The 17,830-nt window shown below is 61.8% G+C and carries 17 protein-coding genes; 13 read left to right on the top strand and 4 right to left on the bottom strand.

Annotation, left to right across the window (positions count from 1 at the left end; genetic code table 11):
- Positions 1 to 27 precede the first annotated feature (27 nt).
- From GM676_RS13530 to GM676_RS13540, 3 genes are all read left to right on the top strand, one after another.
- Positions 28 to 1,038 (top strand): DUF4351 domain-containing protein, encoded by a 1,011-nt coding sequence (locus GM676_RS13530; RefSeq protein ID WP_155464126.1) that lies wholly within the window; start codon positions 28 to 30, stop codon positions 1,036 to 1,038.
- 60 nt (positions 1,039 to 1,098) lie between these two features.
- Entirely contained in the window at positions 1,099 to 2,172 is a 1,074-nt protein-coding gene (hemE, locus tag GM676_RS13535) for a uroporphyrinogen decarboxylase (RefSeq protein WP_155464127.1), read from the top strand.
- 734 nt (positions 2,173 to 2,906) lie between these two features.
- A complete protein-coding gene (locus GM676_RS13540; RefSeq protein ID WP_155464128.1) occupies positions 2,907 to 4,922 on the top strand; it encodes a primosomal protein N' in 2,016 nt (671 codons plus the stop codon).
- Here the strand turns inward: GM676_RS13540 and GM676_RS13545 are convergent.
- Positions 4,919 to 5,809: an ArgP/LysG family DNA-binding transcriptional regulator gene (locus GM676_RS13545; RefSeq protein WP_155464129.1), complete on the bottom strand. Its 891-nt coding sequence runs from the start codon at positions 5,807 to 5,809 to the stop codon at positions 4,919 to 4,921. The genes GM676_RS13540 and GM676_RS13545 overlap by 4 nt on opposite strands.
- Positions 5,810 to 5,906: 97 nt before the next feature.
- Here GM676_RS13545 and GM676_RS13550 point away from each other — a divergent pair, with 97 nt between their 5' ends.
- Positions 5,907 to 7,349: a dihydrolipoyl dehydrogenase gene (locus GM676_RS13550; protein WP_155464130.1), complete on the top strand. Its 1,443-nt coding sequence runs from the start codon at positions 5,907 to 5,909 to the stop codon at positions 7,347 to 7,349.
- Between the two features lie 54 nt (positions 7,350 to 7,403).
- Positions 7,404 to 8,495: an HD-GYP domain-containing protein gene (locus GM676_RS13555; RefSeq protein ID WP_155464131.1), complete on the top strand. Its 1,092-nt coding sequence runs from the start codon at positions 7,404 to 7,406 to the stop codon at positions 8,493 to 8,495.
- Here GM676_RS13555 and GM676_RS13560 read toward each other — a convergent pair.
- Positions 8,492 to 8,974, bottom strand: a complete 483-nt coding sequence (locus GM676_RS13560; protein WP_155464132.1) for an SRPBCC family protein — start codon at positions 8,972 to 8,974, stop codon at positions 8,492 to 8,494. The genes GM676_RS13555 and GM676_RS13560 overlap by 4 nt on opposite strands.
- 118 nt (positions 8,975 to 9,092) lie before the next feature.
- Between GM676_RS13560 and GM676_RS13565 the strand changes: the two genes are divergently transcribed.
- From GM676_RS13565 to GM676_RS13575, 3 genes are read left to right on the top strand one after another with little or no spacing between them, the layout of a single operon-like run.
- Positions 9,093 to 11,156 (top strand): UvrD-helicase domain-containing protein, encoded by a 2,064-nt coding sequence (locus GM676_RS13565; protein ID WP_155464133.1) that lies wholly within the window; start codon positions 9,093 to 9,095, stop codon positions 11,154 to 11,156.
- A gap of 52 nt (positions 11,157 to 11,208) precedes the next feature.
- Positions 11,209 to 11,664 (top strand): cache domain-containing protein, encoded by a 456-nt coding sequence (locus GM676_RS13570; RefSeq protein ID WP_155464134.1) that lies wholly within the window; start codon positions 11,209 to 11,211, stop codon positions 11,662 to 11,664.
- Positions 11,665 to 11,702: 38 nt separating this feature from the next.
- Entirely contained in the window at positions 11,703 to 11,918 is a 216-nt protein-coding gene (locus GM676_RS13575) for a SlyX family protein (protein ID WP_371866227.1), read from the top strand.
- On the opposite strand, the gene GM676_RS13580 is transcribed toward GM676_RS13575, so the two are convergent.
- Both GM676_RS13580 and GM676_RS13585 read right to left on the bottom strand, forming a co-directional pair.
- Positions 11,919 to 12,386: a heme-degrading domain-containing protein gene (locus GM676_RS13580; RefSeq protein WP_155464135.1), complete on the bottom strand. Its 468-nt coding sequence runs from the start codon at positions 12,384 to 12,386 to the stop codon at positions 11,919 to 11,921. It lies immediately after the preceding gene.
- Between the two features lie 53 nt (positions 12,387 to 12,439).
- Positions 12,440 to 13,642 (bottom strand): TonB family protein, encoded by a 1,203-nt coding sequence (locus GM676_RS13585; protein ID WP_170304291.1) that lies wholly within the window; start codon positions 13,640 to 13,642, stop codon positions 12,440 to 12,442.
- 145 nt (positions 13,643 to 13,787) lie between these two features.
- Here GM676_RS13585 and GM676_RS13590 point away from each other — a divergent pair, with 145 nt between their 5' ends.
- The 5 genes from GM676_RS13590 to GM676_RS13610 all read left to right on the top strand — a co-directional run bounded on the left by GM676_RS13590 (position 13,788) and on the right by GM676_RS13610 (position 17,805).
- Positions 13,788 to 14,234, top strand: coding sequence for an SRPBCC family protein (locus tag GM676_RS13590; protein WP_155464137.1), 447 nt, complete (start codon positions 13,788 to 13,790; stop codon positions 14,232 to 14,234).
- Between the two features lie 59 nt (positions 14,235 to 14,293).
- Positions 14,294 to 14,527 carry a type II toxin-antitoxin system Phd/YefM family antitoxin gene (locus GM676_RS13595; RefSeq protein WP_155464138.1) on the top strand — a complete coding sequence of 78 codons (234 nt, stop codon included), beginning with the start codon at positions 14,294 to 14,296 and terminating at the stop codon, positions 14,525 to 14,527.
- A complete protein-coding gene (locus GM676_RS31830; protein WP_211923223.1) occupies positions 14,527 to 14,757 on the top strand; it encodes a PIN domain-containing protein in 231 nt (76 codons plus the stop codon). Before GM676_RS13595 ends, GM676_RS31830 begins: the two co-directional genes overlap by 1 nt.
- Positions 14,758 to 14,909: 152 nt before the next feature.
- The gene (locus GM676_RS13605; RefSeq protein ID WP_155464139.1) at positions 14,910 to 15,476 is read left to right on the top strand and encodes a TMEM175 family protein; all 567 of its coding nucleotides are present in this window, start codon (positions 14,910 to 14,912) and stop codon (positions 15,474 to 15,476) included.
- 205 nt (positions 15,477 to 15,681) lie between these two features.
- A complete protein-coding gene (locus GM676_RS13610) occupies positions 15,682 to 17,805 on the top strand; it encodes a M3 family metallopeptidase (protein ID WP_229262669.1) in 2,124 nt (707 codons plus the stop codon).
- Positions 17,806 to 17,830 lie beyond the last annotated feature (25 nt).

A 17,830-nucleotide genomic window follows, 5' to 3' on the forward strand; every position in this document is an offset into this window, starting at 1 on the left:
GGCACCAGCTGGTTGCAGACTGGGCGGATGCCGAATGCCGCCCCATCCGCCCGTTACGATTTACCCTGGAAAGCCGCGCTATCGCATGCCTTCCGCTCCTTCATGGAATTCTACTTTCCCGATTTCAGCGCGCGCATCGACTGGCGGCAGCGACCCCGTTTCCGGGACAAGGAGTTAGCGCGGCTCAGCTTCGGCGCCAAGCCGGATGTGATGTTGGTCGACAAGCTTGCCGAAGTGTCTCTGCACGATGGCAAGAGGATGCTGATCCACATCGAGATCCAGTCGCAGCGCGACGCCACTTTGCCACGCCGCATGCGCGACTACCACTACCGCATTGGCGAGGAATATGGATTGCCGGTGGCCAGTTTTGCGCTGCTGGCGGACGAGCATCCCAACTGGCGGCCGGGCCGCTTCCACGAGCAAATGGGGGATACGGTGGCAGAGTTCTCCTTTGGTATGGCCAAGCTGCTTGATTACGCAGCCAATGCGGATGCACTGGAAGCCTCGCACAACCCAATTGCCTGGGTTTCGCTGGCGCATTCGCGTACACAGCAGGCTCATCATGATGCGGGCAAACTTTACGCGGCCAAGCTGCACTTGACCAAGCTACTGTTCCGGCACCGCTGGAGCGGCAAGCGCATAATCGTTTTATTCAGTGTGATTAATTGGATGATGGCCTTGCCTGAGTCTTATGAACACCGCTACAGACAGGCCGTAGGTAGATTGCAAACGGAGAGCGGAATGAAAAAACTGTACAACGCATTTGAGCAAATGCTCGTCAACGATGGCATCAGGATAGGGCGGGAGCGTGGTCGGCAGGAAGGCCTGGAACAAGGTATCGGGCGAGGTATCGAGCAAGGTATCGAGCAGGGCCGTAAGGAGGGGGCTGTGGCGCTGTTGGCGCGGCTGCTTGAGCAGCGTTTCGGGCCGCTGCCGCAAACTGTCCGGAAGAAGCTGGCCAAGGCCAGTCTGGAGCAACTGGAGGCCTGGAGCGATGCGCTGGCGACGGCGCAATCGCTGAAGCAAGTTTTCCAATAGACGATTTAAAACCGCGCGGGATGCGATAATAGCTCCTTTGAACGTCTTATATTGCCTTCCATGCCACAATTTGCTCCGCTCAAGAACGATACCTTCCTGCGCGCGTTGCTGCGCCAGCCTACCGACTACACCCCAGTGTGGCTGATGCGCCAGGCGGGGCGATATTTGCCGGAATACCGCGCCACCCGCGCCAAGGCCGGCTCTTTCATGGGCCTGGCCACCAATCCGGACTACGCCACCGAAGTCACCATCCAGCCGCTGGACCGCTTCCCGCTGGACGCCGCCATCCTGTTCTCCGACATTCTGACGGTGCCGGACGCCATGGGCCTGGGCCTGCACTTCGTCGAAGGCGAAGGCCCGAAGTTCGAGCGTCCGCTCAAAACCGAGGCCGATGTGCTGGCTCTGCGCGCGCCGGAACCCGGCTCGCTGGACTATGTCTTCAACGCCGTCACCCAGATCCGCACCGAGCTGAATGGCCGTGTGCCGCTGATCGGTTTCTCGGGCAGCCCGTGGACCCTGGCCTGCTACATGGTGGAAGGCGAAGGCTCGCGCGAGTTTCACACCATTAAGAAGATGCTGTACAACCGCCCGGACCTGATGCACCGCATCCTCGACGTCAACGCCAAATCGGTGGCCGATTACCTGAACGCCCAGATCGACGCCGGCGCCCAGGCGGTGATGATCTTCGACTCGTGGGGCGGCGCGCTGGCCGATGGCGCTTACCAGGAGTTTTCGCTGAAATACATGCAGCAGGTGGTGTCCCTGCTCAAGCGCGAGAAAGACGGCGTGAAGATCCCGGCCATTGTGTTCACCAAGGGCGGCGGCCACTGGATCGAGCAGATCGCCGACATCGGCGCCGATGCGCTGGGCCTGGACTGGACCGCCAATCTGGCCAAGTCGCGCCAGTTGGTGGGCCATAAAGTGGCCCTGCAAGGCAATCTGGACCCGGCCATCCTGTTCGCCAGCCCGGAGCAGATCGCCGCCGAAGTCCACAAGGTGCTGGATGCCTTCGGCAAGGGCGATGGCCACGTGTTCAACCTTGGCCACGGCATTTCGCAGTTCACGCCGCCGGAGAACGTGGCGGCGATGGTGGAAGCCGTTCACAGCTACAGCAAGGCGCAGCGCGCGTCGTAAGAGACATCAGCTTTGATTGGGGCACGTTCTGGTCGGGGCGTGCCCTTTTTCATTGGTGCGAACGGACTAGTCATGGCGACTTATGCACAAATTTTTTTGCTGCGGAAATAATAGGCAGCTGCTTTTGGCTAGCCCGGGAGCCTTTCGCAAGTAACTGATTTATAACGATAAATTTCGTGACTCATAGTGTAACATTTGGCAAGCTGTAAACCCGCTGACGAAGCTTCATGTAGTTTATTTCTTCATTTTCCACAAAGTTATCCACAAAAACTGTGGATAAAAAATAAAATGACTTAGTAAACCGTGACTTAGCCATAATATTGCTGTTTCGCCTTAGATTCATGTTGCGTTGCACGATTTTTAGGCAAAAATAGCAGGCTTGCCAAGCTAGTTATCAAAGCACAAAGCTTGGTCTGAGCGTAAGTATAAAATTTGGTGCTTTTGTGCTGCGCAATATGGTGGATAAACCCCAAAAAGTGCTTGATTTCGGCAAAAAAAATATCCTAAATACTTCACTTATGCACAGCCGGAGGCGAGCGATGGCGTTTTTGGCTCCCCTAGGAAGCATTTTTCAAGTAACTGATTTTAAAGAGAAAAAATTTTGATTTTTTGCCCGGTTTCCGATGATATCCACATGCATGTCGATGCTTTCCGGGCATTAAGTTTCCATTGTCCACAAAGTTATCCACAGAAACTGTGGATACATACAGCATCGGGATTTCGCAAGGTGCAGCATGAATAATCCACGCCCTTGCATCCTTCAAATCGCGATCGATACGCCGCTGAATGCGGTTTTTGATTACCGCTGGCAATGCGAGGACGATCAGCGCCCGCAAATCGGCCAGCTGGCGCTGGTATCTTTCGCGCGGCGCGAGGTGGTCGGCCTGATCGTCGGTGTTTCCGATGAGACCGATGTGCCGGTGGATAAGTTGAAAGATGCGCTGGCCGTGCGCAGCCAGCTGTCGCCGCTGTCGGCCAAATGGCTGGCGCTGGCCGGCTTTGCCGCCGACTACTATCAGCGCCCGCTGGGCGAAGTGGCGCTGCCGGGCCTGCCCAAGAATCTGCGCGTGCTGACCACGGTGGCGCTGGACCGCGCCATCAAGAAGCTGGCCAAGCTGGACCTGCCGCATGATCCCACACCGGCCAATATGCCGGTCCTGAACGCTCAGCAGCAGGCGGCGGCCGACGCCATCGGCGGGGCGCAGGGCTTCAAGCCGTCCTTGCTGTACGGCGTGACCGGCAGCGGCAAGACCGAGGTCTATCTGCAAGCCTGCGCCCAGGTGCTGGCGCGCGAGCCGGATGGTCAGATCCTGATCCTGGTGCCCGAGATTAATCTCACGCCCCAACTGGAAGGCAATATCCGCGCGCGCTTCCCCGGCGTGATGCTGGCCACCTTGCACAGCAGCCTGTCCGAGGGCGAGCGCATGCTGCACTGGCTGGCCGCGCACGAGGGCAAGGCGCGCATCGTGCTGGGCACGCGGCTGGCCATCCTGTCCTCGCTGCCGCATTTGAAGTTGATCGTCATCGACGAGGAGCACGATCCGTCGTACAAGCAGCAGGAAGGTTTGCGCTATTCGGCGCGCGACTTGGCCGTGTGGCGCGCGTGGCAGCTGCAGATTCCGATCGTGCTGGGCTCCGCCACGCCGTCGCTGGAAAGCTGGCATCACGCGCAGTCGGGCCGCTATCGCCTGCTGCCGCTGCGCGAGCGCGCGGTGCGGAACGCCGTGCTGCCGACCGTGAAGCTGATCGACATGGAGCGCGACAAGCCGCAGGACGGCCTCACCTCGCAGCTGATCGCGGCCATCAAACAGCGCATGCAACGCGGCGAGCAGTCGCTGTTGTTCCTCAACCGCCGCGGTTATGCGCCGGTGATTTGCTGCGAGTCCTGCGGCTGGATCAGCGAATGCACGCGCTGCACCTCGTTCATGGTCTTGCATCGTCCGGAGCACCGGCTGCGCTGCCACCATTGCAGCCTGGAGATGCGCATTCCGCGCCATTGCCCGACCTGCGGCAACGTCGACTTGCAACCGCTGGGACGCGGCACCCAGCGCGTGGAGGAAGGCTTGCAGGCGCTGTTCCCGGAGGCGCGGGTGCTGCGCATCGACGCCGACTCCACCCGCAAGAAGGGCAGCGCGCAGGAGGCCTTCGACACCGTGCACCGGGGCGAGGTGGATATCCTGATCGGCACGCAGATGGTCGCCAAGGGCCACGACTTCAAGAAGTTGACGCTGGTGGGCATCCTCAATCCCGATACGGCGCTGTTCTCGCAGGACTACCGCGCCAGCGAGCGTCTGTTCGCGCAGCTGATGCAGGTGGCCGGCCGCGCCGGACGGGCGGGTATTCCGAGCGAGGTGCTGATTCAGACGCGCTATCCGCAGCATCCGCTGTACGGCGCGGTGGTGCATCACGATTACGATCACTTTGCCTCGGCCTTGCTGGAGGAGCGCGAGCAGGCCGCTTTACCGCCCTATCTGTTCCAGGCTTTGCTTCGCGCCGAAGCGCGCGAGTTGGCGATGGCGATTGAATTCCTCAACCTGGCCAAGGATTGCGTCGAACATCCGGGCATTACCATCAACGATCCGATTCCGATGACCATGACGCGTGTGCATAACGTCGACCGCGCGCAGCTGCTGGTGGAGTCATCCTCGCGGCCGGCGCTGCAAGCCTTCCTCAAGGAGTGGATGCAGGCGCTGTGCGAGATGAAGAGCCGCGTGAAGTGGTCGCTGGAAGTCGATCCGCTCGATATTTAAGCAGGCAACAGGTAGCGGCGCGCGGTGGCGACGATCTGCTCGCTCAGCGCGCGCGTGAATGGCGTGTCGAGATTCCACGCATGCCAGTTCAGCGCGACGTCGACGAAATGGCCGGGCGCCAGGTCGACCAGCCGCTCCTCGTCCAGCGCCGCCGCCACTTGCCGCCACGGCATCAGGCCATACGCCAGGCCGCCGAACACGCATTCGCTGGTGGCCGCCGACAGCGGCAGCGTGTGATGCGGATAGGCCCCGCGCAGATCCAGCACCGCATGCAGGAAGCCGGCCATCATGTCACGGTCGCTGACCACGGCCGGCGCCAGCCGCGCCGCCTCGATCGAGAAGCCATCGCCAAACCAATGTCCCGCGAACGCCTTGGTGGCCACGCACACGTAGCGCATCCGGCCCAGCGGCGTGACTTGCGGGCCGTTGGCCTGGCCCTCGGCCGATCCGGCCGCCACGCAGCCGAACACGCTGCCCTCGCGCACCAGATGCAAGGCCATCGCGGTGTCCGCCTGCTGCACATGCAACTGGCAGCGCGGCGGCGACAGCAGCGGTTGCAAGCTCAATGGAAACCACGTCGCCAGGCTGGCCGCGTCCACCGCCAGCGAAATCTCCGGCATGCTGACCTGGTTGCCCAGATCGATATCGAGCGCGGCCTCCATCAGCTTCACATTGCGGTGATGCGACACCAGCCGCTGGCCCAATCCAGTCGGCACCGCCGGCTGGCCGCGCACGATCAACAGGCGGCCGGCCGCATCCTCCAGCGCCTTGATGCGCTGGGAGACGGCGGACTGGCTGATGCCCAGCGCCAAAGCCGCCTTCTCGAAACTGCCCTGGCTGACTACCGCATCCAGTACCGCCAGCGCCCGGTAATCCAGATTGTCCATAAGTTGAGCTTATAAATTTTGAAAACAATAAGTCATACTAATACCGTTTTATTGCAAAGTAAAACGTAATTGGCAGTTCGGAGTAGACTTGTTGACCATGAAAACTCTACGCACCGAAGTCGCCGTCATCGGCGCAGGCACCGCCGGCATGACCGGCTATCGCGCCGCCAAGGCCGGCGGCAGGCAAACCCTGCTCATCGAGGGCAATGTCTACGGCACCACCTGCGCGCGCGTGGGCTGCATGCCGAGCAAGCTTCTCATTTCCGCCGCCGACGCGGCGCACATGCTGCACGCGGCGTCCGGCTTCGGCGTGCATGCGGGCGCGGTGCGCATCGACGGCAAGGCGGTGATGGCGCGCGTGCGCAGCGAGCGCGACCGTTTTGTCGGCTTCGTGGTCGAAAGCGTGGAGGGCTACCCGGCCGAGGACAAGCTGCACGGCCATGCCCACTTCCTCAGCCCGACCCAGTTGCAAGTCGACGACCACACGCTGGTGGAGGCGGAACGCTTCGTCATCGCCACCGGCTCCACGCCCATCGTGCCGGACGAGTGGCGTGCCGCCGGTCCGCGCGTGATCACCAGCGACGAGGTGTTTTACTGGGACGACCTGCCGGAATCGGTGGCGGTGGCCGGCACTGGCGTGATCGGGCTGGAGCTGGGGCAGGCGCTGCACCGCCTCGGCGTGCGTGTGACCATCTTCGGCCGCGGCGGCAGCGTGGCGCAGCTGAGCGATCCCGAAGTGCTGGACGTGGCCCGCAGCGCCATGACCGATGAACTGGACGTGCGCTTCAAAACGCGCGTGGTCAAGGTCGAGCCGCGGGGCGACGGCCTGGCCGTCACCAGCGAAGACACCAACGGCGACCAGCACACCGAGCATTTCAGCTATCTGCTGTCGGCCATTGGCCGACGGCCGAATGTGCATCAGCTGGGGCTGGAAAACACCGGCCTGCAACGCGACCACCACGGCATTCCGCTGTACGACAAGCGCACCATGCAGTGCGGCACGTCCGCCATCTTCATCGCCGGCGACGCCAACGACGAACGCCCGCAGCTGCCGGAAGCGGCCGACCATGGCCGCATCGCCGGCGACAACGCCGCGCGCTATCCGGACGTCCAGCCCGGTCTGCGCCGCACGCCGCTGGCCATCACCTTCACCGAGCCGCAGATCGCCACCATGGGCAGCAGCTACAGCGAGCTGTGCGTCTCGCATGCGGGCCGCTTCGCGGTCGGCAAGGTCTCGTTCCACAACCAGGGACGCAGCCGCGTGATGCTGCAAAACAAAGGCCTGCTGCGCGTCTATGCCGAATACCAGACCGGCCGCTTCCTCGGCGCCGAGATGATCGGCCCGCGCGCGGAAAACATCGGCCATCTGCTGTCGTGGGCGGTGCAGGCCGGCCTGACGGTGGACGCCATGCTGGACATGCCGTTCTACCATCCGGTGGTGGAGGAAGGCGTGCGCACCGCCTTGCGCGACCTGGCGCACCATTTGCAGCACGAGCCGGCACACGATTGCCCTTGCGTGGACTGTACGCCGGCGCCGTAGTATGCTGCGGAAATGAATATACGCAAAGTGACAGCAGCAGATTTAGAGTTGGGTATGCTGCTACCGTGGGATGTGTATGGTGAAAACGGTGCTTTGCTGGTCCGCAAGGGACATATGATCGCCAGCGCCAACCAGATTGCGTATCTGGTCGAGCGCGGCGTGTTTGAGGATGGCGAGCCGCGCTCGGTGCTGGCGGACCCGCCCTCCGTGCTGCGCAAGCTGAATGCCGCCTATCTGGAACTGCATACGCTGCTGCAAGCGGCCTCGCAGGGTGTCGCGCCGCCGGATTTCCGCCGCAAGCTGGACGAGATCGCCCTGATGGTGCACGCCGCCGTCGATCTCAACGCCGACATCGCCACCGCCAGCATCCTGCACAATCAGGCGCAGGCGCCCTACGCGGCGCGCCACAGCGTCAACACGGCGATCATCGCGGTGCTGCTGGCGCGTGCCCGCCAGCGCTCGCGCAACGACGTCATGACGGTGACGCTGGCGGCGCTGACCATGAACGCCGGCATGCTGGAACACCACCAGCGCTGGCACGACAGCCACGCCGCGCTGGACCCGGCCGACCACGCCCGCAAGCTGGCGCATCCGGAAGCCAGCGTGCGCCTGCTGCGCGCGGCCGGCGTCAACGACGAGGCCTGGCTGCACTGCGTGCTGCATCATCACGAAAACGAGGACGGCACCGGCTACCCGCATGGCAAGGTGGGGGCACAGATTCCGCTGCTGTCCAAGCTGGTGGCGCTGGCCGACCGCTATTGCGCCCGCGTGTCGGAGCGCGGCTACCGTCCCACCATGGCGGCCCACGGCGCCCTGCGCGACATGCTGCTGGAGGCGCGCACCACGCTGGACACCAATCTGGTGTCGCTGGTGATCAAGGAACTGGGCATCTACCCGATCGGCACCTACGTGCGCATGCTGAATGGCGAGGTGGGCGTGGTGTCGCGGCGCGGCCTGCAATCGACCACGCCGCATGTGGAGTCGGTGATCGGGCCGCGCGGCGCGCCGCTGGAGGTGTTCCTGCAACGCGATACCCGCCACGCCCTGCACGCCATCCGCGAAGTGCTGACCAACGCCCAGGTGGCGGCGCTGGAGGTCCCGCCGCTGCGCATGGCGCAGGTATGGGGGCGGGCGGCGGTGACTTAGTTCAGCAGGGCGTCCAGGCGGCCCTGCTGCGCCAGCTCGCGCAGCATGCCGATGGTGTCGATGTCCGATTCCACGTAGGCCGAGCGGCGGAATTCGTCGTACATGGCGTTGGCCTCGTCGGTGGCGGCGTCGTGGCTGTCCTCGTACTGGAAGCGCACGAACAGGGTGTCCTCGGTCGGCGTCTCGATGGTCATGGTCAGGCTGGATTCGGCGATGTCCTGCTGCGCGGCCACGCGGTAGCGCACGCTGCGCATCGGTTCCAGTTCCACCGTGTCCTCCACCACCAGCTCGCCGTAGCGCAGGCGGCGGCGGAAGCCGCTGTCGGTGCGCTGGTCGATGGTGCTCTCGTCCAGGTGCGGCACGAACAGCTTGGGCGACTCGGCGCGCAGCACCAGGCCGCGCCAGACTTGCTGCACGGTGAGGGCGTCAATCAGGGGATTGAGCGGGTCGTTGACTTCGATTAAATGTTCAAATTTCATGATTGCAACCAATGTAAGGTTAGGCCGGGGCCTGGATCACCGCATGGTAACGCAAATGTCACAGACGCTTCATGCGGCACGTCAGTAGCGGCCCCGGCGACTGATACAATGTGGGGCTATGTCCACCAAAGTTCCAGTATTCGGCCTCAATTTGCCGCAGAGCCAGGCTGTCACCTATCTCGACGGGCCATGCCTGGTGCTGGCCGGCGCCGGCTCGGGCAAAACCCGCGTGATCACGCAGAAAATCGCCCACCTGATCGAGGACCGCGGCTACGATCCGCGCACCATCGCCGCCCTGACCTTCACCAACAAGGCAGCGCTGGAAATGCAGGAACGGATCGGCAAGCTGCTCAAGCAGCCGAAACAGGCCAAGCAGCTGACCGTGTCCACCTTCCACTCGCTGGGCGTGAAGATTTTGCGCCAGGAGTGCAACGAACTGGGCCTCAAGGACCGTTTTTCCATCATGGACAGCGACGACTGCGGCTCGCTGATCCAGGACATGGCCATCACCACCGACAAGCAGGTGGTGCGGCGCATCCAGACCGATATCTCGCTGTGGAAGAACCGCCTGATCGATCCGGTGCAGGCGCTCAACCAGGCCAAGGACGAGGACCAGGCGCAATCGGCGCGCGTCTACGCCAGCTACGTCGCCACCCTGTCGGCCTATCAGGCGGTGGACTTTGACGATTTGATCCGCCTGCCGGTGGAATTGTTCCGCAACCACGAGAACGTGCGCGACAAGTGGCAGCGCCGCCTGCGCTACCTGCTGATGGACGAGTACCAGGACACCAACACCTGCCAGTACGAACTGGTCAAGCTGATGGTGACCGGCATCGGCAAGAAGCCGATGTTTACCGCCGTGGGCGACGACGACCAGGCCATCTACGCCTGGCGCGGCGCCTCGGTGGAAAATCTGAAGACCCTGCAAACCGATTTCCCCGATCTGGAAGTGATCAAGCTGGAGCAGAACTACCGCTCCACCACGCGCATCCTGCAAGCGGCCAACGCGGTGATCGGCAACAATCCCAAGCTGTTCGAGAAGTCGCTGTGGTCGGAACACGGCCTGGGCGAGCCGATCCAGGTGACCTCGATGCCGACCGACGACGCCGAGGCCGATCAGGTGGCCATGCTGATCTCGGTCGACCACTTCACGCGCAAGAACAAGTGGTCCGATTACGCGATCCTGTATCGCGGCAACCATCAGGCGCGCATCATCGAGCAGGCGCTGCGCAAGGAGCGCATCCCGTACACCATTTCCGGAGGCCAGTCCTTCTTCGACAAGGCGGAAATCAAGGACATCATCAGCTACCTGCGCCTGCTGGCCAACACCGACGACGATCCGGCCTTCATCCGCGCCGTGACCACGCCGCGCCGTGGCGTCGGCCAGTCGACGCTGGAAACGCTGGGCACTTTCTCGGCCCAGTGGAATTGCTCGCTGTTCGAGGCGGTGTTCAAGGGCGGCATCGAAGGCTTGCTGCAAGACCGCCAGCTCAATCCGCTGCGCGACTTCTGCAACTTCATCAACAACCTGGAATCGCGCGCCAGCCGTCCTGGCCCGTCGGGCAGCGGCGACAACGCGGCGCAGGTGCTGGATGACATGCTGGAAGCCATCAACTACGAAAACTTTTTATACGATATGTTCGACGAGCGCGCGGCCCAGAGCAAGTGGCAGAACGTGCTGGAATTCGTCAACTGGCTGAAGGACCGCGGGCGTGGCGGCAAGGACCGCGACGGCGAGGAAAAGAACGTGCTGGAGCTGACCCAGATGGTGGCGCTGATGTCCATGCTGGAAGGGCAGGACGAGGACCCCGACGCGGTGCGCATGTCGACCCTGCACGCGTCCAAGGGGCTGGAGTATCCGCACGTGTTCCTGGTCGGTTGCGAGGAAGGCATCCTGCCGCACAAGGGCGACGCCGATGCGCCGGCCGAATCGATCGCCGCGCGGGTGCAGGAAGAGCGGCGCCTGATGTACGTCGGCATCACGCGCGCGCAGCGCACCTTGCACATCACCTGGTGCAAGAAGCGCAAGCGCGCCGGCGAGCAGGTGCACTGCGATCCGTCGCGCTTCATCAAGGAGATGAAGCTGGACGAGGGCACGGCGCCGCCGATGGAGTCCGAGGTGCTGACGCCCAAGGAGCGGCTGGCACGGATGAAGGAACTTTTAGCGACACCGAAGACCTAGGCTGTGCTAGCATCAAAGCGGGCGATCCTGCCCGTTACCGATGGAGATGATGATGCGTGTGCAAATTCTGGCTGCTTTCGTGTTGACCTGTGCCCTGCTGCCGGCGGCGCGGGCGGAGGAGGTGGTCACCAAGCCCGAGGCCGAGGCCATGGTGGGCAAGGCACTCAAGTACCTGAAAGGCAATGGCAAGGACAAGCTGTATGCCGAAGTCAGCAAGAAGGACGGCCAATTTACCGACCGCGACCTGTACCTGGTGGTGTACGGCCTGGACGGCATGGTGCGCGCGCACGGCGCCAACGGCAAGATGATCGGCAAGAACCTGATGGAGATCAAGGACGTCGACGGCAAGTACTTCATCAAGGAACGGATCGAGCTGGCCAAGAAAAACAAGCCGTTCTGGCAGGACTACAAATTCACCAACCCGGTCAGCGGCAAGATCGAGCCCAAGACCATGTATTGCGTGCCCGAGGACGACATGGTGGTGTGCGGCGGGGTCTACCTCAAGTAAGGGCGGTACAATGCCTGCTTTCAGGCAGGAGTAAGACCGTGAGCAATACCGAAGACCGCTTCATCGACATTGAAATCAAGCTGGCGTATGCCGAGGACATGGTGGACTCGCTGAGCCAGCGCATCCACCAGCAGCAACAGCAGATCGACAAGCTGGAGCAGATGTGCGCCTCGCTGGTCCAGCACGTGCGCACCCTGGCGCAAAACAACGGCGGCGGCGCCCAGCTGCCGCACGAGCGCCCGCCGCATTATTGATTACGCCAGCACGGCGCGCAGGGCTTCCACCACCAGCGCATGGTCTTCGGCCTGGCGCAGGCCGGAGACGGTGACGGTGCCGACGATGCCGGTGCCTTTCAGCGTAATCGGGAAGGCGCCGCCGTTGGCCGCGTGGTCCTTCGGATCGAGATACTTGATCTCTTCAAACACCACGCCGCGATGCTTGTGGTCGATGCCGACGTAGAACGAGCAGCGGCCAAAGCGCGCCACCACATTGTTCTTGCGGCGTATCCAGTCGGCCTGGTCGGCCGAGGCGCCCTGCATGGCGTGATGGAACAGCACCTTGCCATTGATGGTGATGTTAATCGTGATGATTTTATTGCCGGCCCTGGCCAGTTCCACCAATTTGAGGCCCAGCGTCAGCGCGGTGTCGCTGCTGAACGCGGTAAATTGCAATTCCTGTTCCTGCTGCGTGAGCGTTTGCAGCAGTTCCGCGTAGTTTTCCATTCCGTATTCCCGAGGTTGATCGTAGCCAGACCGAAGTGTAGCGTAGCTGTGCTTCACCAGTCGCCTTCGGTTTCGGTCAGCGGGCCGCTCAAACGCGCCACTTTGTCCAGCCAGACTGCGCCTTCGGCCGGGTCGGCCAGCATATGGTCGCCTTGCGACAGCATTTGTCCCAACTGCCGCATGGCGCCGAGATTGCTGGCGATGGCCGCGCGGCGCAGGTACTTCACGCCTTCCTCATCGTTTTGCGGCATGCCCGATCCGGTGAAATACAAATTGGCCAATGCCGCCTCGGCCGACGGCATGCGCTTGCCCGCGGCCTTGCTGAACCAGGTGGCCGCCTGGACCGGATCACGCTCGACGCCCAGGCCGCGCAGGTAGAGCGTGCCGAGGCCATAGCTGGCGGCGGCATCGCCGCCTTCCGCTCCCTTGCGGTACCAGGCGGCTGCTTCGGCATAATCCTGTGCGACACCGCGTCCGTTTTCATACAGCAGGCCCAGCTTGTACGCCGCGTCCTGATTTCCTTGCTCGGCGGCCTTGCGATACCAGTCAGCCGCCTGCGCCAGCTCGGCCGGCGTGGCCTTAGGCGCGTTGTAGACATTGGCGATACGCAGCTGGGCGTAAGCATGACCGTGGGTGGCGGCGCGCTGATACCAGGCCAGTGCCTGCGCCGTGTCTTTCTTGATGCCAGCCTGCCCGTAGAAGTAGTTGCTGGCCAGCTCAGCTTCGGCTTCCGCGTTGCCGCGGTCGGCAGCACCGCGCAACAGTTTCGAGTAATGCTCGTTGTCATGCTGGATGCCGACGCCATCGCGGAAAATGCGGGCCAGTTTATACAACGCCGTGGTGTCGCCGGCCAGCGCGGCCGTGCGGTAGGTTTCGGCGTCGGCCAGGGTGCGTTTGACTTTTTCCGGAGTGTCCAGCACCCACACATATTGCATCCGGGTCCAGCTGCTGATGCCCACGCCATTGATCTTGCGCGGAATGAACTGGCAACGCTTGATGCCGTTGAGGGCAGCCTCGTCCAGCAGAGGGAAGCCGCTCGACTGATACAGGACGGCATCGATGACCTTGCCCTCTTCACCAATCAGGAAACCGAGCATGACGGTGCCGGTTTGTTCCTTGCGCAAGGCTTCTTTCGGCCATTCCGGTTTGTCGCAGGTTTTGAAGTCGACGGTGGCAGGCGTTTTGACGGGCGCCTCGGCGGCGTGAGTGGCATTGAGGGCGGAAATTGTCAGCAGAAGCGGGACGAGCAGGCGCATTGGGGGCATGTATAGTGTTGGAGCGGATGATCTTATTGTGAAAATAGTAATCTGTCCATCTTGTCCGCGATTGTCGATTTGCGGTACCTTGGTTCGTCGTAGGATGTAGAGGGCTGTCCTCTGACTTCTTTGAAGGGAATCGATCATGACGACCAACACCATACAACTGCATCGCGTGCTGAAATCCACTGCCGACCGCGTGTACCGGGCCTTCCTGCATCCGGACGCGCTGGCCAAATGGCTGCCGCCGCATGGCTTTTTCGGCACTGTGCATGAAATGGACGCCAAAGTGGGTGGCAAGTACCGCATGTCTTTTACCAACTTCACCACCGGCGGCAGCCATTCGTTCGGCGGCGAATACCTGGAACTGGAGCCGGGCCGCAAGCTGCGCTACACCGCGCAATTCGACGACCCCAACCTGCCGGGCCGGATGCAAACCACCGTCACCTTGCGCGAAGTGTTCTGCGGCGTGGAGATGCACGTGGTGCAGGAAGGCATCCCCGCCGTCATCCCGGCCGAGGCCTGCTACCTCGGCTGGCAGGAATCACTGACTCTGCTGGCCCAGCTGGTGGAACCGGAAATCCGCGAGTAGACAAATCTCATGTCCTTCCTGCGTCAGAGTGCTAAGCTCAAAAGACCGGGGAGGCCATCATGAAGACAGTCACGCTAGAGCAAGCACAAAAGCAGCTGGACAAGCTGATCGATCTGATTGCGGCAGGCGAAGAAGTGACCATCACATTGGATGGGCATCCTGTCGCAAGGATGGCGGCTCCACGCCTCTTGCAGCAGTTGCCCAGCCTTGCCGATCTAAGGGCAAGGCTACCGATGCAAACCGAATCGGCAGGCGATTTTATACGCAGATTACGGGATAGCGAGCGATACTGATGCGCTATGTCGACACCAGCGTACTGGTTTCTTATCTGACGCCTGAACCACATAGCCAAACCGCCGAGGCATTCATGCTAAGCGCTGGCGGAATGCTGGTGGTTAGCAGCTGGACCGACGACAGTCTTCATTTGGCCATAGCCTCGGCGCACGGATCTACCGTCTACACTTTGGACCGCAAAATGGCAGCTGCCGGCCCAAAGCTTGGTGTGCCTGTCATCCTGCTGTAATCAGAACCAGCCCTGCATTTTGACGAAGATGAGGAAGGTGCCGATGGCAGCGGTCAGATTGACGCCGAACAGAATGCGGAAATCCGTGGTCGCATAGCTCGCACAATTGAGGCAGGTCAGTTAAGCTTGCGGAAATTTTGATGGGAGCAGGTATGGGCAAAGGCAGGTTGGAAGCGTTCAGCGATGGCGTGATCGCGATCATTATCACGATTATGGTACTGGAGTTGAAGGTGCCGCATGGGGCGGAGTTTGAGGCGCTGGCGCCGCTGTTGCCGGTGTTCCTGAGTTATGTGCTCAGCTTTATTTATGTCGGCATCTACTGGAACAACCATCATCATTTGATTCATGCCGTGACCAAGACCACCGGCGGCGTGCTGTGGGCGAACCTGCATTTGCTGTTCTGGCTGTCGCTGATTCCGTTCGTGACCAGCTGGATCGGCGAACATCATCTCGCGGCGGTGCCGCTGGCGTGCTACGGCTTCGTGCTGTTCATGTCGAGCTTTGCCTACCTGCTGCTGGTGCGCTGCCTGGAGGCTAATAACGAGGCGGTGAAGGCTGCGCTCGGCAGCGACCGCAAGGGCAAGATCTCGATGCTGATGTATCTGGTCGGCGTCTGCCTGTCCTTCGTTTATCCGCTGCTGGGCTTTGGCGTCTACGTGCTGGTGGCGGTGATCTGGTTCCTGCCAGACCGCCGCATCGAATCACGTTACAAATCCTGAGTGAGCTGACGGTGTTGTCCGGGCGTGCGTTTCCACGGTGAAATTGCTGGCTCGTCCAGTATCTCACGCTCAAATACCAGTTTCGCCAAGCAATGTTTGGAAAACCACGGCGGTTTCCGATCAATTGCAGTGCAGCATGGTTTGCGGGTGACTCCCGCTTAATTCCCCTGCTATGATCGTCGGCTTCTATTGAGAAAGAAGCCTTATGAACCGTCCTTACATGCTTGTCATTGCCGCTGCGCTTGGCGTGGCGTTTTCGCAAACCGTCCTGGCGGCACCGGCCGCCGCCTTGGCCGGCAATCCGCTGGCCACCGCCAGCAGCCTGCCGTTCCACTATCCGGCGTTCGACAAGATCAAGGACGAGCACTTCATTCCGGCCTTCAACGAAGGCATGCGCCAGCAGCTGAAGGAAATCGAGGCCATCGCCAATAACAAGGCCGCCCCCACCTTCGACAACACCATCGTGGCGATGGAAAAATCCGGCGCGCTGCTGATCCGCGTGCAGACCGTGTTCTACAATCTGCAAGGCGCCAACACCAACGACAAGCTGGATGCCGTCGACAGCGAAATGTCGCCCAAGCTGGCCGCGCACAATGACGCCATTTATCTGAATCCGAAACTGTGGGCGCGCGTGAATGCGCTGTACGAAAAGCGCGATGCGCTCAAGCTGGATGCGGAATCCAAACACCTGCTGGAACGCTATCACACCGACTTCGTGCGCGCCGGCGCCAAGCTGTCCGCCGCCGACAAGGAAAAGCTGAAAGCCATCAACGGCGACATCGCCAAGCTGCAAACCGCCTTCACCCAGAACGTACTGAAGGAAACCAACGCCTCGTCGCTGGTGGTGGACAGCCGCGCCGAACTGGCTGGCATGAGCGATGCCGCCATCGACGCCGCAGCCGCTGCCGCCAAGGCCAAGGGCCTGGACGGCAAGTTCCTGGTGGCGGTGGTCAACACCTCCGGTCAGCCGCCATTGGCCGATCTGACCAACCGCGCCACCCGCGAGAAGCTGATGGCGCTGTCGCTGGCGCGCGGCAGCCATGGCGGCGAATTCGACAGCCGCGAGCTGGTGCTGAAAATCGCCAAGGCCCGCGCCGAGAAAGCCGCCCTGCTGGGCTACGCCAACTACGCCGCCTACTCGCTGGAAGACCAGACCGCGCACGATACCGCCTCGGTCAACAAGCTGCTGGGCGAACTGGCCAAGCCGGCCGTCAACAACGCCAGGAAGGAAGCGGCCGATCTGCAAGCCGTGGTGGATGCGGAAAAAGGCGGCTTCCAGATCGGCGCCGCCGACTGGGCCTATTACACCGACAAGGTGCGTGCGCAGCGCTTCGCCTTCGACGAGAACCAGCTCAAGCCCTATTTCGAGCTGGATAATGTGCTGGTCAACGGCGTGTTCTACGCAGCCAACAAGCTGTATGGCCTGAGCTTCAAGGAGCGCAAGGATCTGCCGGTTTACAACCCCGACGTGCGCGTGTTCGATGTGTTCGACGCCGACGGCAAGCAGCTGGCCATCTTCATCGCCGATATGTACGCCCGTTCCAACAAGCAGGGTGGCGCGTGGATGAACGAGTACGTGTCGCAGTCGGCGCTGCTGGGCAATCACTCGGTGGTGGCGAATCACCTGAATATTCCGAAGCCACCGGCCGGCGAGCCGACGCTGCTGACCTACGATGAGGTGAAGACCGCCTTCCACGAATTCGGCCACGCGCTGCACGGCATGTTCTCCAACGTGAAGTACCCGCGCTTCTCCGGCACCAGCGTGCCGCGCGACTTCGTCGAATATCCATCGCAAGTGAACGAGATGTGGGCGGTATGGCCGGAAGTACTGGCCAATTACGCGAAGCATTACAAGACCGGGGCGCCAATGCCGAAGGAGCTGCTGGACAAGGTGATCGCATCGAAGAAATTCAACCAAGGCTTCATGACCACCGAATACCTGGCGGCCTCGCTGCTGGACCAGCGCTGGCACCAGCTGACGCCGGCGCAAATCCCGACCGATGTATTGGCCTTTGAAGCGCAGTCGCTGAAGGACATGGGCGTGGACTTCGCGCCGGTGCCGCCGCGCTACCGCACCACCTACTTCTCGCACAGCTTCTCCGGCGGCTACTCGGCGGGCTACTACGCCTACCTGTGGTCCGAGAAGCTGGATGCCGACACGGTCGAATGGTTCAAGGAAAACGGCGGCCTGCAACGCAAGAACGGCGACTGGTTCCGCGCCAAGTTGCTGTCGCGCGGCGGTACCGACGATGCGATGAATTTGTTCCGCAACTTCCGTGGCCGCGATCCTGTCATCGAGCCGCTGCTGGACCGTCGTGGCCTGAAATAATATAAACAGTTTATAAGGATAACCG

The sequence above is a fragment of the Duganella radicis genome, from assembly GCF_009720825.1.
Taxonomy (GTDB): domain Bacteria; phylum Pseudomonadota; class Gammaproteobacteria; order Burkholderiales; family Burkholderiaceae_D; genus Rugamonas; species Rugamonas radicis.

Excerpts from the sequence above, each read along its gene's own strand:
- GM676_RS13605 (WP_155464139.1), top strand. The coding sequence starts at position 14,910 with ATGGGCAAAGGCAGGTTGGAAGCGTTCAGCGATGGCGTGATCGCGATC.
- GM676_RS13555 (WP_155464131.1), top strand. The coding sequence starts at position 7,404 with ATGCTGCTACCGTGGGATGTGTATGGTGAAAACGGTGCTTTGCTGGTC.
- GM676_RS13530 (WP_155464126.1), top strand. The coding sequence starts at position 28 with ATGCCGAATGCCGCCCCATCCGCCCGTTACGATTTACCCTGGAAAGCC.
- GM676_RS13570 (WP_155464134.1), top strand. The coding sequence starts at position 11,209 with ATGCGTGTGCAAATTCTGGCTGCTTTCGTGTTGACCTGTGCCCTGCTG.
- GM676_RS13550 (WP_155464130.1), top strand. The coding sequence starts at position 5,907 with ATGAAAACTCTACGCACCGAAGTCGCCGTCATCGGCGCAGGCACCGCC.
- GM676_RS13585 (WP_170304291.1), bottom strand. The coding sequence starts at position 13,642 with ATGCGCCTGCTCGTCCCGCTTCTGCTGACAATTTCCGCCCTCAATGCC.
- GM676_RS13565 (WP_155464133.1), top strand. The coding sequence starts at position 9,093 with ATGTCCACCAAAGTTCCAGTATTCGGCCTCAATTTGCCGCAGAGCCAG.
- GM676_RS13590 (WP_155464137.1), top strand. The coding sequence starts at position 13,788 with ATGACGACCAACACCATACAACTGCATCGCGTGCTGAAATCCACTGCC.
- GM676_RS31830 (WP_211923223.1), top strand. The coding sequence starts at position 14,527 with ATGCGCTATGTCGACACCAGCGTACTGGTTTCTTATCTGACGCCTGAA.
- GM676_RS13580 (WP_155464135.1), bottom strand. The coding sequence starts at position 12,386 with ATGGAAAACTACGCGGAACTGCTGCAAACGCTCACGCAGCAGGAACAG.
- GM676_RS13595 (WP_155464138.1), top strand. The coding sequence starts at position 14,294 with ATGAAGACAGTCACGCTAGAGCAAGCACAAAAGCAGCTGGACAAGCTG.
- GM676_RS13560 (WP_155464132.1), bottom strand. The coding sequence starts at position 8,974 with ATGAAATTTGAACATTTAATCGAAGTCAACGACCCGCTCAATCCCCTG.
- hemE (WP_155464127.1), top strand. The coding sequence starts at position 1,099 with ATGCCACAATTTGCTCCGCTCAAGAACGATACCTTCCTGCGCGCGTTG.
- GM676_RS13545 (WP_155464129.1), bottom strand. The coding sequence starts at position 5,809 with ATGGACAATCTGGATTACCGGGCGCTGGCGGTACTGGATGCGGTAGTC.
- GM676_RS13610 (WP_229262669.1), top strand. The coding sequence starts at position 15,682 with ATGAACCGTCCTTACATGCTTGTCATTGCCGCTGCGCTTGGCGTGGCG.
- GM676_RS13540 (WP_155464128.1), top strand. The coding sequence starts at position 2,907 with ATGAATAATCCACGCCCTTGCATCCTTCAAATCGCGATCGATACGCCG.